The sequence below is a fragment of the [Eubacterium] eligens ATCC 27750 genome (assembly GCF_000146185.1).
GTDB lineage: Bacteria > Bacillota > Clostridia > Lachnospirales > Lachnospiraceae > Lachnospira > Lachnospira eligens.
The window spans coordinates 2,045,419-2,061,995 of record NC_012778.1; the positions used below are offsets into that span (position 1 = coordinate 2,045,419).

At 37.6% G+C, this 16,577-nt stretch carries 17 protein-coding genes; 2 read left to right on the top strand and 15 right to left on the bottom strand.

The window, feature by feature from the left end:
* Positions 1-4: 4 nt before the first annotated feature.
* Genes EUBELI_RS13725 through EUBELI_RS13730 form a run of 7 tightly spaced genes read right to left on the bottom strand, consistent with a single transcriptional unit; the run spans position 5 to position 6,995 of the window.
* A complete protein-coding gene (locus EUBELI_RS13725; protein ID WP_012740197.1) occupies positions 5-2,110 on the bottom strand; it encodes a DUF5702 domain-containing protein in 2,106 nt (701 codons plus the stop codon).
* A gap of 12 nt (positions 2,111-2,122) precedes the next feature.
* Positions 2,123-2,302, bottom strand: a complete 180-nt coding sequence (locus tag EUBELI_RS09540) for a Flp1 family type IVb pilin (protein WP_012740198.1) — start codon at positions 2,300-2,302, stop codon at positions 2,123-2,125.
* A 30-nt stretch (positions 2,303-2,332) separates the two neighbouring features.
* Positions 2,333-3,586 carry a hypothetical protein gene (locus tag EUBELI_RS09545; RefSeq protein WP_012740199.1) on the bottom strand — a complete coding sequence of 418 codons (1,254 nt, stop codon included), beginning with the start codon at positions 3,584-3,586 and terminating at the stop codon, positions 2,333-2,335.
* Entirely contained in the window at positions 3,576-4,283 is a 708-nt protein-coding gene (locus EUBELI_RS09550) for a type II secretion system F family protein (protein ID WP_012740200.1), read from the bottom strand. Before EUBELI_RS09550 ends, EUBELI_RS09545 begins: the two co-directional genes overlap by 11 nt.
* Positions 4,276-5,496, bottom strand: coding sequence for a CpaF family protein (locus EUBELI_RS09555; RefSeq protein ID WP_012740201.1), 1,221 nt, complete (start codon positions 5,494-5,496; stop codon positions 4,276-4,278). Before EUBELI_RS09555 ends, EUBELI_RS09550 begins: the two co-directional genes overlap by 8 nt.
* The gene (locus tag EUBELI_RS09560; protein ID WP_012740202.1) at positions 5,496-6,500 is read right to left on the bottom strand and encodes a P-loop NTPase family protein; all 1,005 of its coding nucleotides are present in this window, start codon (positions 6,498-6,500) and stop codon (positions 5,496-5,498) included. Before EUBELI_RS09560 ends, EUBELI_RS09555 begins: the two co-directional genes overlap by 1 nt.
* 24 nt (positions 6,501-6,524) lie before the next feature.
* A complete protein-coding gene (locus EUBELI_RS13730) occupies positions 6,525-6,995 on the bottom strand; it encodes an A24 family peptidase (RefSeq protein WP_012740203.1) in 471 nt (156 codons plus the stop codon).
* Between the two features lie 111 nt (positions 6,996-7,106).
* Here EUBELI_RS13730 and EUBELI_RS09570 point away from each other — a divergent pair, with 111 nt between their 5' ends.
* Positions 7,107-7,331, top strand: coding sequence for a YaaL family protein (locus EUBELI_RS09570; protein WP_012740204.1), 225 nt, complete (start codon positions 7,107-7,109; stop codon positions 7,329-7,331).
* Between the two features lie 191 nt (positions 7,332-7,522).
* A complete protein-coding gene (locus tag EUBELI_RS09575) occupies positions 7,523-8,530 on the top strand; it encodes a glycoside hydrolase family 25 protein (RefSeq protein WP_012740205.1) in 1,008 nt (335 codons plus the stop codon).
* On the opposite strand, the gene nudC is transcribed toward EUBELI_RS09575, so the two are convergent.
* The 8 genes from nudC to hprK all read right to left on the bottom strand — a co-directional run bounded on the left by nudC (position 8,527) and on the right by hprK (position 16,508).
* Entirely contained in the window at positions 8,527-9,480 is a 954-nt protein-coding gene (nudC, locus tag EUBELI_RS09580; RefSeq protein WP_012740206.1) for an NAD(+) diphosphatase, read from the bottom strand. The genes EUBELI_RS09575 and nudC overlap by 4 nt on opposite strands.
* Before the next feature lies 1 nt (position 9,481).
* Entirely contained in the window at positions 9,482-10,429 is a 948-nt protein-coding gene (locus EUBELI_RS09585; RefSeq protein WP_012740207.1) for a TIGR03943 family putative permease subunit, read from the bottom strand.
* An 81-nt stretch (positions 10,430-10,510) separates the two neighbouring features.
* A complete protein-coding gene (locus EUBELI_RS09590; protein ID WP_012740208.1) occupies positions 10,511-11,653 on the bottom strand; it encodes a GTP-binding protein in 1,143 nt (380 codons plus the stop codon).
* Between the two features lie 115 nt (positions 11,654-11,768).
* Entirely contained in the window at positions 11,769-12,722 is a 954-nt protein-coding gene (gene whiA / locus EUBELI_RS09595; protein WP_012740209.1) for a DNA-binding protein WhiA, read from the bottom strand.
* Between the two features lie 2 nt (positions 12,723-12,724).
* Positions 12,725-13,603 (bottom strand): RNase adapter RapZ, encoded by an 879-nt coding sequence (gene rapZ / locus EUBELI_RS09600; protein ID WP_012740210.1) that lies wholly within the window; start codon positions 13,601-13,603, stop codon positions 12,725-12,727.
* Positions 13,604-13,663: 60 nt separating this feature from the next.
* Positions 13,664-14,599 carry a UDP-N-acetylmuramate dehydrogenase gene (gene murB, locus EUBELI_RS09605; protein ID WP_012740211.1) on the bottom strand — a complete coding sequence of 312 codons (936 nt, stop codon included), beginning with the start codon at positions 14,597-14,599 and terminating at the stop codon, positions 13,664-13,666.
* Positions 14,600-14,620: 21 nt separating this feature from the next.
* Positions 14,621-15,562 carry an ROK family glucokinase gene (locus EUBELI_RS09610; protein WP_012740212.1) on the bottom strand — a complete coding sequence of 314 codons (942 nt, stop codon included), beginning with the start codon at positions 15,560-15,562 and terminating at the stop codon, positions 14,621-14,623.
* Positions 15,555-16,508 carry an HPr(Ser) kinase/phosphatase gene (gene hprK / locus EUBELI_RS09615; protein ID WP_012740213.1) on the bottom strand — a complete coding sequence of 318 codons (954 nt, stop codon included), beginning with the start codon at positions 16,506-16,508 and terminating at the stop codon, positions 15,555-15,557. The genes EUBELI_RS09610 and hprK overlap by 8 nt, the downstream gene beginning before the upstream one ends.
* Between the last annotated feature and the right edge of the window lie 69 nt (positions 16,509-16,577).

Genomic DNA, 16,577 nt, shown 5'->3' on the forward strand with positions numbered 1-16,577 from the left:
CTAATTATATATACGAACATTTCATATACTGCTTGTATATTTTCGGACGTTCCTTACATTTAAAAAAAGCTCTTGCCTGCGCCGAAACAATATAATCTTTCATTCTGAAATCTTCGTGTCCCATGCTTATCATTTTCAGTTCCATAGCTCCCATTGTCCTGTAATTCTTATGCTCCGCCTTCTCCATTACCAGCAGCATTCTTATGTATCCTTCATAATCAATACCTGAACCATCTTCATCACTGTCAGTTCCAAAATCCATTGCCAGAAGTTTTTCTAATGAAAGATTCCATGTATTTTTTGTCTTTACAAGTTCTACCTTTTTACCTGAATATAATTTCTGCAAGTCTGTAATTGCCTCTCCATATGCCCATACCGACAACACAAGATACTGTCCCGCCTTTATTATTGCCATATTACCAGTAAACCCTAATGCTCCAGATGCCAACGCATATGCCTGTGCTTTCTTTTCTTGATCCGTTATAAGATATGCCAGATTAATTCCTGTTCTTATCCCTGACAGCTTCAGCATAACCTGTTCCAGATTTTCTTTATCACTATCCCTGCCTTCAAGAATATATTCGAGTGTATAATCAAGACAATCATCCAAACTGTTTTCACTTTCTATGTAATCTGCATAACTATTGAATTTCATCATAAGATATTCATTCATAAGTAAAGCATCTTTCGTTTTATTAAATGCAGAATCTCCATTATCATATTTACCTGTCATAGAAGACGCTAATCCTGTATAGTTAATCTGTTTTTTTGATATCTTATCTGTATTAACAACTAATGCAAGAATACCTTCCGTAATCATTTGTTTTATCTTCTTTAATGCCTTCAGCCCTACTCCATTAGAAGAAAAATCTATTCCTGAATAATTAAATTCCATACCCTTTGCAGACAGACCTGATAACAGCCCCTGACATTTAACAACCTTCTGCCTTACTGATTTGCAATTATTCTGTAGTAACCCAACATCAAGTTCGTCAAGTACAGCACACGCTCCATCCAGAATAACCTGATTTCTCTTTAATGCATTTGTTAATGTGTATGTATCACACATCTTTAATTCTTCAGAACCCCCAGACTGCTTCATATCATTAAGATCCTGCATCATTCCGTTATATATCTCTTCTCCGATTATTTCCCTGCTTTTTTCCAGCTTATTAATGCATTCATATATGTTATCATCCACTCCCGACTTTGCAGATGTATAGCCATCCAACACATTTAATGCCTCTTTTGTTTTATTTCTGCTCGTCTCTAATGAATTTTTTAGTGCCTCGTAATTTCTCTTATAAAGCTGAGCATAAGAATTATTTCCAGATAATTCACTTTCCTCATCTCCCATTTCAAACAAACCATCAGTGTCATCTATCATATCCTGCAGTATCTGTGATACATCTACATATCCTAAAGCACTGCCCCTTACAGGATTATATATTCTAGAATCATTAACCCCTACTGTTGCCATTGTTATTTCACCATTGACCGCCATCTTTGCAAATCCCTCTGTGACAGCTTCTGCATGTTTGTTTTTTATAACCAATCCGGCTTCATTAGTCCTTACCCCATCGACTAACCGGACGAGTTCCAGAATTTTTTCATCTGCATCCGCCATTTTATTCTCACATGCCGAAATATCAGATACTAATTCATTAATTATTTCTGCCTTTTCTACCTGTCTCTGTGTATCCTTTAACATATCAACAACCTCAGAATATATTCCATAATTCATATATGCAGTAATTTCTTTCATTAAATAATCGCCACCATTAGAGGTCATATATCCAAAATCATTAAATTCAACTCCCGTAAGTTCAATGTTTTTGTTCTCTGATTCTATATTCTGTCTTATATAATCTTCCGTATGCCTTTTTATTTTATCTGTCTTTTTCATTACCAGAATATCGTATTCATTAAGCATATCATTATGGTAACATGAAAAAGCCCCTTCTATTGCCAGCATACAGGCTGACTTAATATATGTATTTCTCATGCTGTCTGATACTGACTTTATACATGTCAGTATCAGAGATAACACAATTGTCATGCTTAAAGCTGCCATTATTGTAATCTGGGCTTTTACATCTTTTTTTATCACTGAATCCCCCTATCAGATTTTATTCGCCTGATTAAACATCTTTGCAAGAATAGAATTAACCAGAGCTGTTATCTGACTTTTAAATAAAATAACCAATCCAACTAAAACTATAGTTATAAGTACCACCTCAACAACTCCCATACCATCTTCATCTTTCCAGAATTTTTTTATACCATAATATAATGTCCTCATAATTGTCTCCTTTCTTATTCACCCCGGTATTTACATATTAAATTTCATAACCGCTGGAATCATAATTATTGCCATTACAACTCCAAGCATTAAAAGCATCGGAAATAACAGCTTTGTAGTTGCTTCTTCCCCTTTAATCTTTGCTATATTTTTTCTTTTTTCAAATGATTCGTTAACCTCATGCTCCAGCAACACCCGGAGCTGGCTGGTTCCCTTTTTTATATTGGTCTGTAACAATGACGCCAGCTTCATATATTCTCTTGTATCACATTTTTTACCAAATCTCTCATATGCAGCAGCCTCAGATATTCCAGCCTGCATATTACAATCTGCCTCATACATTTCGTCATAAGCCGGTCTTACCCCAATACTCCCCGATTGTCTTTTCCGGTTATAATCTTCCACTATCTTGTGCCATGCCATTCTTGTAGTCATCCCAGCTCCTAACAACAAAGTAAGTTTAGATACTATTTCCGAATAATCATATATCAGCTCTTTTTTTCTTTTTTTTAACAAATCTTTATTCTTCTTTTTTTCGAGTAATACAATAAGAACTACTGACACCATTCCTAGAACAAGATACAATGAAGGCGGACTGGTACTGCCTGCTGGCTCATAATCAACAGCCTGCCCATCTATATATTCAGGAAGTTCTATATCAGATGCATAAGGACTGCTATCTGCTGCCTTCTTTATGCTTTCCTGGGCACTAACCTTAATCTTTGTCTTGGAGTCATACTCTGGTGCAACAACCTTTACCCCGATATCGTACTCATTTTTATATTCCCCATACCTGGTTATCAGCACAAGCTTAACTTCCTTTTCATCATTTTCGGAAAACCCCTGGTTATTTACCTTTCCATCGTATCCAACAAGCTCATAATCCGTTGAATACCACTCTAGTTCTATAATTCCGTTCTGGGCTGTGTCGCACATATTCAAATCCGAAGTTATGTGTCTGACGCTTTCATTGTTCCCAAGCATATTTATCAGCGTTTCCTGGTACGCTTTTTCAAAATATTCAAAAGCCTCTTCTTCTGATAATTGCCTCGGTTCAACATTAATATCAAGTTGAGCCAGCACCCCACCATCTTTATCAAGCACATTTATCTGTCTTATCTCATCAGCTTCTCCCGGCTGCGGGCGCGTCAATGCTGTTGTCTTTACTTTGTCTCTCTGATTCATAGCTGCACTTGCCCCGGCAAATATAATACTTATTACTATTGCAGCTATTATTTTCTTTTTCATATCTAACTTGTAACTTCTTTTTATTTCAAACTTCAATATTAACAATCCTCTTTGACCATACATTTGAAATAAGATATACCCCAAGACAGCAAGTCATAATAAGTACTCCAGACAAATTACCATACAAAGGCTCCACAAACTCTCTTGCCGTCACTTTAAGATATAAAATTATTAATGCTGGTATTGCACTCATAACTTTCTGCTCCATTCGTTTTCCACTTACAATAGTTTCTACTTCTGTGGCAACTTCTGTTTTTTGCTGAATAATATCCGCAGTATTCCTGATTATGGATATCAGATCACCTCCACTTCGTTTTGCATAACGAAACACCTCTGCAAAATACATGATGTCTTCAATCTTACATTCTTTAGCAAAATCATTAAGAATATCTTCAAGGTTTTCATTCTGATTAATACGGACAACTATATTTTTAAATTTCATTACTATATCCGCTTCCGATCCATAGAGAAGTATTAACTCATCTATAGCTTGTGAAAAAGCATTTTCAATCGAGTATCCAACATTCAGTGCAAATGAAACTGCCATTATTCCATCCTTAAACTGTTTTGTAAGAATACGCTTCTTCTTTGCCTCTGCTATTCTTCGGGATTCCTTAATATGCACAGCAACATACGGTATCAAAAGTACTGACATAAATATATTTTCATAAAAAATATATGCTGCAATTATTATTACTCCTACTCCTTCTGCAATATATTTTATGTCATTCAAGCCTGATTCCGGCGGCTTCAAGCTTTTCTGTCCTTTTAATACAGGCACTCTGCCTGACAAGCCCACCAAGTATCCTTCCATCTTTTGTCTCACCTTTTTCAACATATTTAAATAATGGCGTAAGTTCAATTTCTCCATTTTGGTAATTCCCAACTTCTGCAATCTGTACCACCTTTCTGCTTTTATCTCTCTGTCTTGCAAGATGAACAATAATATCTATTGCCGAAGCTATCTGTGTTCTGATTGCATCAACCGGCATACTCATTCCCATAAGTACCATTGTCTCAAGTCTGGTAAGCATGTCTTTCGGACTATTGCCGTGTCCTGTTGACAAACTTCCATCATGCCCTGTGTTCATTGCCTGCAACATGTCCAAAGCTTCCGCTCCTCTTACCTCACCTACGACAATTCGATCTGGTCTCATTCGAAGGCTTGATTTAATCAAATCTCTTATTGATACAGCATTTTCACCTTCTGCATTAGCCATCCTTGCTTCAAGTCTTACCATATTACTGATATTATGTAACTGAAGTTCTGCGGAATCTTCAATTGTTATAACCCTTTCATCACTTGGTATATAATCTGACAATACATTAAGAAATGTTGTTTTACCACTTCCTGTTCCGCCAGATATAAATATGTTATATCTGCTCTTAACAAGTTTTTCTAAAAAACAAGCTGCTTCCGGTGTTATTGAACCAAGCTCTATTAGCCGTTCTATTGTCAATGGTGTATCATAAAATTTTCTTATTGTTATAACCGGTCCATCAATCGCAACTGGCGGCAATACGATATTTACTCGTGAGCCATCATTTAACCTTGTATCAACAATTGGAGATGCTTCATTAACCATTCTGTTAGACATTGCAGCTATCCTTTGAGCAATATCAGCAAGCTTTTCCTCACTTTCAAACTGCCTGTCCCATTTTTTAATCCGTCCCTGCTTCTCATAAAAAATGCATTCTGTACCATTAACCATGATTTCTGTAATTTCGTCATCATCTAAAAGTTCCTGTAAAATATCCAGTTTTTTAATAGAATTATATAATCTGCTTCTTAATTCCTCCTTTTGCCTTATTGATATTATTTTTTCCCTGCTTTCCTCATATATGCATCTGTCTATGACCTGATATAATTCATCATCTGTAATATCATGCCCCACATCCAGATTCTGGTACACCTTATGACGTATAGTCTGATATAATCCCTCCATTAAATTCCACCTGCATTTATCATCCTCTGCAAATCTTCATAATATTCACTGAACGGTAACTTCCCCCATATGTCTTCTACAGGAATATCAGGCTGTACATTAACACTGACTTTATTTAATTTTTCTGATATGTTATCCATTCCCTGCTCAATCATATATTTTTCAAAGTTCCTGATACGACTGTTTTCTATGCTATTCTCACCGCATGTAATGTAATATTCATCACAGCATTCCAGTACAGCCCATGGCATTCTGATACAATCACCTATATCAATAACAATATATGAATATCCCAGTTCTCTACCAATTGCCTGTATAAATGTTCCTATCTCCTGCGACTTTATATCTGACACATCTTCCGCACAGTCAGCTTCAGGTATATAATCCAGCCTGTCATAATGGCTTATTGAATTAGCTATATTTTTATGAAACTGATTATGATTCTGTCTGAATGTGTATAATGCATCTGATAAATTTTCATTATTATCACATTTTAATATATTAGCCACACACGAAAACGACTCAAAACTGACAAACAATGCAGCCGCTCTTTCTGACAGTATTCTTGCAATAGCAAGCGACAACACAATTCTCTTGCCACTGTTAAAACCATACACTCCTATCACCTTCAGCCTGCCACTCCTTAATGCTTTTTCTTTCTTTTCATATTTCATGACAGACTGTAATATCTGATATGATGGCTGATACTTACATACTCCGACTAAATCCTCTCCTTTTCTGGTATTAATTTCATCTGCATCTTCATCTTCTTCACATAATACAACAGTTTTACTTCCAACCCTGTCCGAATCATACTCATATGCCTCTTCACTTATCATCAGCATATCAGCCTTTTTTTCTTTAAGATACCTGTCCAGATCATTCTCTTTTGTGAATACCTGTGCATTGTACGGAATATCATTATCATCATTAATTACAGACATCAGTCTTTTTGCATAACTTTCGTCCGAATCATATATTACACAGATATTATTTTTCCCCATACATCCACCCCCTTATTGATTTATTCACATCACAACAAATCTGTATCCAAACACAACAACATAAGCCATAAGTATTGCAACTGCATAATGAAATCCATGCATCTGCACATGACTCATTCCTAATTCAACCCTGCCAGTCTTCTTAATACACAACTCAACAACTCCTGTAATACCACCTGTTACAAGAGAAACAATCAACAACTGTGTTATCAGCGTCTTTCCAAGCAATAATCCAAGTACTGCAAAAAGCTTTACATCTCCCGCGCCAACCGCCTTTATAATATAAAAAATCAGCATTTCCGATAATCCCACCAGGGTTCCAGTTATGTGATTTCCTATATGCTCTCCGGAAAAGCCTCTTATAACAAGCATTATTACTCCCGCAATATATCCTGCAATAATCAGCCTGTTGGGTATTCTGAATGCTTTTACATCCTCTGATACTGCCCATACAATTAATATCAGCGCAATTCCTGCTGATATAACATCTGTCACTTATCCACCTCCTCAAAAAAAATGTATAGAATTACCATTTAATGCCTATACTTTTAATACAAGGCATTCAATGCCCCTAATCTCAAATATTAAGGAGTAATTCTATTGAAAATGTTTGGTAAAAAAAAGAATCCTGCTACATATGATGAAAAATATCTGTTACAGGAACTTATGATGACTAAAAAGGCTATGTACACTGCCTATTCTAATCTTGATAATGTTACTGATCCTGACCTGATTGACTGTTACATCTACCAGCTTAACTCGGAACAGAAACGGTATAACTACCTTCTTGCAAAGGCAAAAGAATCCCAGCTTTCTGCATCTGAATTCTGAGTTTCATAAGAATTGTTGTGTTGTACAGATACTATATATTCTATTCAATAAATTGTCAATACCTTTTCTATATTTTTATTTAAAAAATCATATGAATTCTAATTGACATTTTGCAAAAGCTAATATACCATTTATACAAGAAATACTTTTTATGAATAACTCATAATTAATTATTATAGAGGTGATGCACTATGAAATCGAAGAAAACCAATCCTTTTGTGATAACAACTTTAATATTCTTTATGACAACTGTAATGTTCGGTCTTCTGACCACCGGTGTCATTATTAAGTACCGAAAATCAACCGTTGCAACTAATACCGATAAGCTTAGCAATGACGAGATTGAGAAACTAAAGTCAGAAGAGAAAGAGGATCTTCTTTCTGATATGAAGTTAAGATTCACTAACGGTGAAGGTTCTCTTTCTATACTTAAGAGCTATTTCCCTGATAATATAGTCTATGTGAACAATAAGAATCAGTATGTATTTGCGCAGATACTTCCTGAACTTGCGAAGAATAATTATAAGGATGAGAATTTCAAGCAGGATGATAAAGGAATTATCACATACAATGAAGACGGTAAAGTTACAACACATATGGGTGTTGATGCTTCGAAGTTTCAGGGGAATATTGACTTTAAGAAATTAAAAGAACAGGGCGTTGAATTTGCCATGTTAAGATGTGGTTTCAGAAGCTATGGCAATGGAATCCTGAACACTGATTCTTCATTTGATACATTTGCAAAAGACGCAATAAAGAATAATATTAAGATTGGCGCATACTTCTTCTCATCTGCAATTACGAAACAGGAAGCTATAGAAGAGGCTGATTATGTTCTTGATATTATCAAGCCTTACAAGATTACATATCCTGTAGTTATTGACTTTGAGGAGATTTCAGGCGATTCATACAGACAGGAGAATCTGACTACTGAAGAACTTACAGATATCATAATCGCATTCTGCAACAAGATAGAAAAAGCAGGCTATAAGCCAATGATATATTCCAACCTCAAGGGATTCGTTGGAAGACTTGACCTTACCCGCTTAGAAAAATATGAGAAGTGGTTTGCCTACTATTCAGACACACCTTACTTCCCATATGAATTCTCTATATGGCAATACACTGAATCAGCTAAGTTAGACGGTGTCAGTGGTAATACCATAGATCTTAATATTAGTTTTAAAGATTACAATTAATTGTGACTCACATGCTCACTGCGGAATTTCTCAATCATTTCCCTTGTGAGACTGATATGGTCATCAATTACATCTATATCATCTGCCTTGACCCATGTGCCGACCGATAACTCATCTTCTTCAAGAGTTATTGTGTCGTCACCGTCAAGCTCACAGAAGTAACCAAGAAGCTGAGAACCGCTGAGTCCCCAAGGCTGGCTCTTATAATATGTGATATTTTTAACCTTCACACCTACTTCTTCCATAACTTCTCTGCTTACAGTTTCCTCTGTTGTTTCACCAATCTCAGTGAATCCGGCAATAAGCGCATAATTCCTGTAAGTTCTTCCCGCATATTTAGTAAGAAGAATTCTGTCCTTATCTGTAACTGCAACAATAACAGCCGGACATATCTTAGGAAATACCATATTCTTACAGCAGTCACAGCGTAACATTCTCTGCTTGTCATCATGCTTGAGTGGTTTTCCGCATCTTCCACAGAAATGATTATCCCTGTACCAGCCATACAGATGAAATGCAGTAATAGCCGCATAAGCATGCTCTCTTGGCTGTGCCTTACGGAAAGAATCGACTCCTATGAATTCATATCCTCTGACGAAAGAATACATATCCTTGTGTACAGCTGAATCAGCCATCTCTCCCAAGAATGTGCCTCTTTCGAGGCTTCCTGTCTTTCTTGCGAGGAAAAAATGTTCCTCATCAATTGACAACAGATATATGAATTCAAAGTTATCCACAGCTTTGTCTCCGTAAGAGGACTTTATCCCCTGAACGAACTCATCATACTGTGGATATATTAATACATTTTCTTCAGGATTCTGTGAGTTAAAATGTCCTGATGGTCTTGCAAGCAACGAGGAACCCTGAAAATAAAACACAGTGTCCTCATTGCCTGACTTAAGATTCTTATACTGATTGTCCAGATGTTTTGGCCATATATCCTGTATCATATCAGAAGAACACCATCTCTTCCTTAGGTGCACCTGTCTTTTCTACGCTTTCAACGTAAAGAACAGGACCTTTCTTCTTATACGCCATCTGGAATTCATACTTAATAGTAGCTGTAACCCATATCCATTCTCTGTTCTCAAGAGAAGCTATGTTGTTGTAGAAGCTGATATAACCAATAAACTGTGTATCTTCTGCACAGCATGTCATAACCTTTCTTCCCGGAACGAAATTCTTATCCTTAAAGTACTTATTCTTAAGAACCTGTCCCTTGAATCTTACCTTCTTACCTGCGTATACTTCCGGTCTTTCAGACACATCCATATACCAGATACCATAATCTTCGTCATCAACCTGAATAACATCAGCATTGATGTCGTATGGAAGCTGTTCAGATATAGCAACCTGGTCACCCTTCTCGTCCTCGAAGATAATCTGAAGTGCAGGATTTAATGCTCTCATGCTTCTTCTGTAGCTGCCAAGATCCATACCTGACTTGCATCTGTTAAAGATAACCATGTCCGCATATTTAACAGACTCTGCAATAATAGACTTCATGTTAGCCCACTGTAAGCCAAATGAATTAGCATCAACTAAAGTTATAGACTGGTATACCTGCCATCCTCTTGGCTTCTCACTTCCAAGAATAAGTGCTGGATCCCACATTCCGTTATATTCAACAATAACAATCCATGGATCATACTTCTTGTCCAGTTCATTAAGAGTCTTGATATTAAAATCTTCCTTCTCTACAACAACCATATCAACTCCGTTGTCCTTAAGAAGCTTCTCGCTATACTCCTCTTCACCTTCTTCACACACAATAAGAAGTTTATTCTTAGCGTCTGCAAACTGTCCCATTGCTATAGTATCGGAGATAAATCTTGTTTTACCACTGTCAAGCTGACCGTTAATCAAGAAAATCGGAATCTGATATTCCTCATTTGCCATATTTATCCTCATTTCCGCGCATTTGCGCTATCATTTCATTATAAATGCGTTGTAAAAATGTGTTCTTCTATTAAACACTGATTAAACTTCAAAAAGTTCCTTAAGTGCATCTTCCTTAAGTTCAGAACCGATTACACAGATTCTTCCTGTGAAATCAGCACTTCCCTCACGAATCTCATATTCTTCTGGTACAAGGTCGAAATACATCCATGTTCCATCTGTGCAAGGAAGCATACCCTTAGAACGGAGAACCTTACCATAATCTTCACTCTCAGAAAGCTTCTTTAATATGCTGTCAAGCTCTGCCTTCTCATACTTCTTAGGAGTCTCTGTTCCCCAGCTTGTAAATACGTCATCTGCATGGTGATGGTGATGATCATGCTCATGGTCATGATGATGTTCGTGCTCGTGGTCGTGGTCGTGATGATGCTCATGTTCCTCATCATGGTCATGATGATGCTCATGCTCGTGGTCGTGATGATGCTCATGCTCGTCATCATCATCATCATCATGTCCGCCGCAACAGCAGCACTCTCCATCTTCATGATGATGATGGTGGTGGTGCTCCTTCTCATGCTCCTCATAAGCCTTCTGCGCTGCCTCTGCAAGCATGTCTAATTCAAGGTTAGTAACATTCTCCATTGCACCAAGAATCTTAGTTCCGTCAATATCATCCCAAGGAGTTGTGATAATATGTGCATTAGGATTAACACTCTTAATAAGCTCAATAGCTGTCTTTAACTTCTCTTCAGAAACATTCTGTGTTCTGCTTAAAATAACAGTTCCTGCATGCTCAATCTGGTTATTAAAGAATTCACCAAAATTCTTCATATATACCTTAACCTTAGATGCATCTGCAACTGTTGAAGCACTGTTAAGAACGATTTCATTCTCAATGTGAAGGTCTTTAACCGCTTTGATAACATCTGAAAGCTTGCCTACTCCTGAAGGCTCAATAATAATTCTGTCTGGATGATACTTATCAACAACCTCCTTAAGAGAAGTTCCGAAATCACCAACAAGTGAACAGCAGATGCATCCTGAATTCATCTCTCTTATCTCAACACCAGAATCTTTAAGGAATCCTCCATCAATACCGATTTCACCGAACTCATTCTCAATAAGAACTACCTGCTCTCCCTTTAAGGCTTCCTTTAAAAGCTTACTTATAAGAGTTGTTTTACCTGCTCCCAAAAAGCCTGAAATTATATCTACTTTAGTCATCTTAATCAACCTTTCTGCAGTATATGACTGCTCTTTTATCTCATATTTTCAATTATACACTTCTTGTCAATCCCTATTTGAAAAGAAAATGTAAAATTTTATTAAAAATATTTAATCAGACAGAGATTCCCATGCTCTGTCTTAATTCATCTGCCTTCTCGCCAATCTTTCTTAGCCTGTGGTTTACACCCGATTTACCAACCTGAGGGTCTAACAGCTCACCTAATCCCTGAAGACTCATGTCAGGATTCTCGAGTCTTAAAAGAGCAACCTGCATCAGACTGTCACTTAAACTGTCAAGCCCGACAGTATCTCTTATAAGTTCAATATCCTTAATCTGCTTGACCGCCGCTTCAATTGTCTTGTTAAGATTAGCAGTCTCACAGTTTACCTTTCTGTTGACATCATTACTGATTCCCTTAAGAATCATGACATTGTAAAGATTCATCTGTGATACAACCGCTCCCATAAGATTAAGCGTATCAGTAATATTATTGCCTTCTTTCATATACACAACAAAACTGTTTTTTCTTACAATAACCTTGGCATCGAGTCCGAAAAAACGCAGCATATCCATAAGAATATCAGCGTCCTCCTCATATTTGCACACAATCTCATAGTGATAGAACTTGTTGGGGTCACTTATAGAACCTCGTTCCATAAAAGCTCCTCTTATAAATGCTTTCTTACAGCAGTCCATAGCTACAATTCTTGCGTCAACAAACACCGGTTCAATCTGTGTAAACCGGTCGTCGCACCATTTTAATGTCTGCAATATCTTAGCAACATCACTCTGTCTGGTTATCCTTATAATAGTTTCCTTGCCATTCTTAACCATTTCATTCGTATCAGCATCCATCTTAATGCTAAATATTCTCAATAACAGGTCACTGAATTTCTCAACTGACAATTCGTTCTCTGTAACGAATTCCAGACATAATTCTCCATTATCTGTCTCGCTTACATTGCCAGACATTCCCATAAACGCAGCAAATTCCGCAATCTGGCAATGCCTCGCGGAATCTGTTTTCTTAACTAACTCTTCTTTTACTTCTGATGAAAACGACATACTTAACCTTTTCTCTTAGAATCTTTCTCAATATCTCTATGCTCAACCTTGCATCCATACTCAGTCCTGCTTATAAGCTTATAGATTTCATTAGCAAGAGTAACTGAACGATGCTTTCCTCCTGTACAGCCAATTGCAATAACAAGGCTGTTCTTTCCTTCCTTAACATAATTAGGCAGAAGGAACTTCAATAAATCATCTATCTTTTCCAGAAATTCTGTTGTCTCCGGAGCTTTCTTCACATAATCCTGTACAGGCTTATCATTACCGGTAAGGTATTTAAGTTCTTCAATATAATATGGATTAGGCAGAAATCTCACATCAAACACAAGATCTGCGTCTGCAGGTATTCCATATTTGAAACCAAAAGAAAGAACTGTAACAAACAGATTCTTGAAATTCTTATCGTCAAAGAATATGCCCTCAAGCTCTGCCTTAAGTTCCCTTGTAAGCATCTGACTTGTGTCAATGATAACATCTGCTCTTTTCTTTAAGAACTTAAGCTCATCTCTTTCCAGCTTTATTACATTATCTATTCTGTCATGATCGTCCATTGCAAGCGGATGTGTTCTTCGCGTTTCCTTGTATCGTTTTACAAGTACCTCATCACTTGATTCAAGAAACAGAATTGTATAGTTAAAATGCTTATTAATCATATCATCAAGCACTGAATCCAGCTCAGCAAGTGCGTGACCACTTCTTATATCTACACCAATTGCTATGTTGCTATATCCGTCTTCTCCCGCATTGGCAAGCTCTGCAAACTTAGGAATCAGAGAGATTGGCATATTATCGACACAATAATATCCCTCATCTTCTAATACATTAAGTGCTGTAGATTTACCTGCACCTGACATACCTGTAACAATAATCATCTTCATCTTATCATCTTCTCTTTCTTATCTGCCTTTAATTACTGGTCTGTTTAATTATAACAAGCCTTAGAATCCAACCTTTACAACTTCCAGTTCCAGCCCGACACCGAACTTTCCCATAACTTCACTCTTAATATAATCCGTAAGCTCGCATACATCCTTCGCAGTTGCATCGCCCTTATTGACAACGAATCCGGCATGCTTCTCCGATACCTGTGCGCCACCTCTTGCACAACCCTTAAGACCTGCATCCTCAATAAGCTTTGCTGCAAAATATCCTTCCGGTCTTTTAAATGTGCTTCCGGCACTAGGATACTCAAGTGGCTGCTTCTGCCTTCTCTTAGCTGCCAGCTCTGAGATATTATTTCTTATTATATCCGGTTCACCTTTTCTTAATTTCAAAGTTGCTTCAAGAACAATCATATTGCTTTTCGCTACAATACTTGTTCTGTATCCAAGCTCAAGTTCATCTGCTGAAAGCTCCCTGATAACACCTTCATCATCAATAACCTTTGCACTGACAAGAATATCCTTGAACTCCCCGCCATAAGCACCTGCATTCATTCTTACAGCACCACCTATGCAGCCCGGAATACCTGTTGCAAATTCAAATCCAGCAATTCCATTAGCAGCAAGCTGGTTGCCAAGTCTTGTAAGCTTCATACCTGCACTTGCTTTGACAAGCACTTCATCTGAATTATCCTGTGAATCCTGCAGAAACTCATAATCTGAAAAACCATCGCCAAGCTCAACTACAACTCCCCTGAAGCCTTCATCACTCACAAGAATATTACTGCCATTTCCAATAACAATATATTTAATGTCCGATTTTTTCAAAAATGCGATAACATCTGCTATCTGCTTTTCTGCCTGTGGTGTTACATAATAATCTGCAGCACCTCCGATTCTGAATGTAGTATGTGTCTTCATTAGTTCACCTGTTCTTACATTCCCGGCACCAAGCATTGATATTAATGCTTCTGATAACATTTTATTATCCATATAATCTCACTATCCTTAATACTAATTTCCAAGAATAAGCTTTGCTGCTCCATACATTCCTGCATCATTACCAAGAGCAGCCTTAACTATCTTAGTCTGTCTGCTCGCATGGAACACACATTCCTTATAATACTTATCAATAAGATTGATAAAATATTCCCCTGCGGCAGAAACTCCGCCACCAATTACAAATACCTCCGGGTCAACCATTCCCGCTGCACATGCAAGTCCTTTTCCAAGATACCTGCATACATACTCTGTTACCTGTATAGCAAGGGCATCTCCTCCCTTAGCCTCGTCAAATATAACCTTTGCCGATATGTATGGCACACTTCTTAAAGATGAAGGCATGTCACTTTCTGCAAGCATACGGTTAGCCGTTCTTACAATTCCAGTTGCAGAAGCAACCTGCTCAAGACAGCCCTTCTTTCCACAGTTACAGCTCTCAGTCTCACCTTCAACAAGTGGAAGATGACCTATCTCACCTGCTGCACCGTTAAATCCATAAAGAGGCTTTCCATCAATAATAACTCCACCGCCTACACCGGTTCCAATCGTCACCATTACCATGCTGTTATATTCGCTTCCACCGCCTACCCAGAATTCTCCGAGTGCTGCCATATTTGCATCATTACCAATCTTAACAGGAATACCTGTAAGCTCAGACAGTGCATTGGCTGCATTAAATACTCCCCAGCCCAAGTTGATACATTTGTTGACAGTTCCATCCTCAAGACATGCACCAGGAAGTCCCATTCCGATTCCTGCCACATCCTCTGTTGTCATATTCATATCTGCAAGAACGCCCTTGATATACTCACTTATATCAGGCAGAATCAGGCTTCCACCCTCATCCTTTCTTGTAGGAATCTCTTCTTTTCTTAACAGCTCACCTTCTTTAGAAAATGTACCACATTTGCAGGTTGTTCCTCCAACATCAATTCCAAATATAATCTTACTCATCGTCATCTTCCCCTCCTCTCATAAGATTTTCCTGTACTCTTCTGTATAATTCCTTCGCTGCATTATATCCCATCATCTTCTGTCTGTGGTTGACCGCTGCTGACTCAACAATTACAGCAAGATTACGTCCTGGTCTTACCGGTAGCGTATGGCACACAACCTTATTGCCAAGATATTCTATGTATTCTTCCTCAAGTCCAAGTCGGTCATACTCTCTGTCCTTGTTCCAGTCCTCAAGCTTGATAACCATATCTATTTCCTGAGTTTCCTTAACACTTTCAACACCGAAAAGTGTCTTGACATCAATAATACCAATGCCTCTAAGCTCTATAAAATACTTGGTAACTCCCGGTGCGCTTCCAACCAGAGTCTCGTCACTGACCTTTCTGATTTCAACCGCATCGTCAGTTACAAGACGATGTCCTCTCTTTATAAGTTCAAGCGCGGCCTCGCTCTTACCAATACCAGACTCACCTGTGATAAGTACACCTACACCATATACATCAACTAAAACTCCATGGATTACGATACATGGTGCAAGCTGAACCTTCAGCCAGCGTATTACTTCTGCTGTAAATGAAGATGTTGCCTGGTCTGTCATAAGAAGAGGTATCTGATACTTAACCGCAAGTTCAATAATCTTAGGCTCTGGCTTTATACTCCTGCAGAATATAATACATGGAATATTACTTGACAAAAGCTGCATATATCTTTCATATCTCTCCTGCTCAGAAAGACTCGCAAGATAAGCATGCTCCACATTACCAATAATCTGTAATCTGTCATTATCAAACTGGTCATAAAAACCTGTAAGCTGCAAAGCCGGTCTGTTCACATCAGGCAGATTAAGCCAGATTCCTGACACATCTATCTGTGGTGTAAGATTAACAAGATTCATTTTCTGGATAACTTTAGATAACTTTACCCTCTCTTTACCATTATTCATATATTCTCTGCCTCCAAACTCATATTTACGATTTCATATATCCTAAGTTTATCACAGACAAGCTCTAAA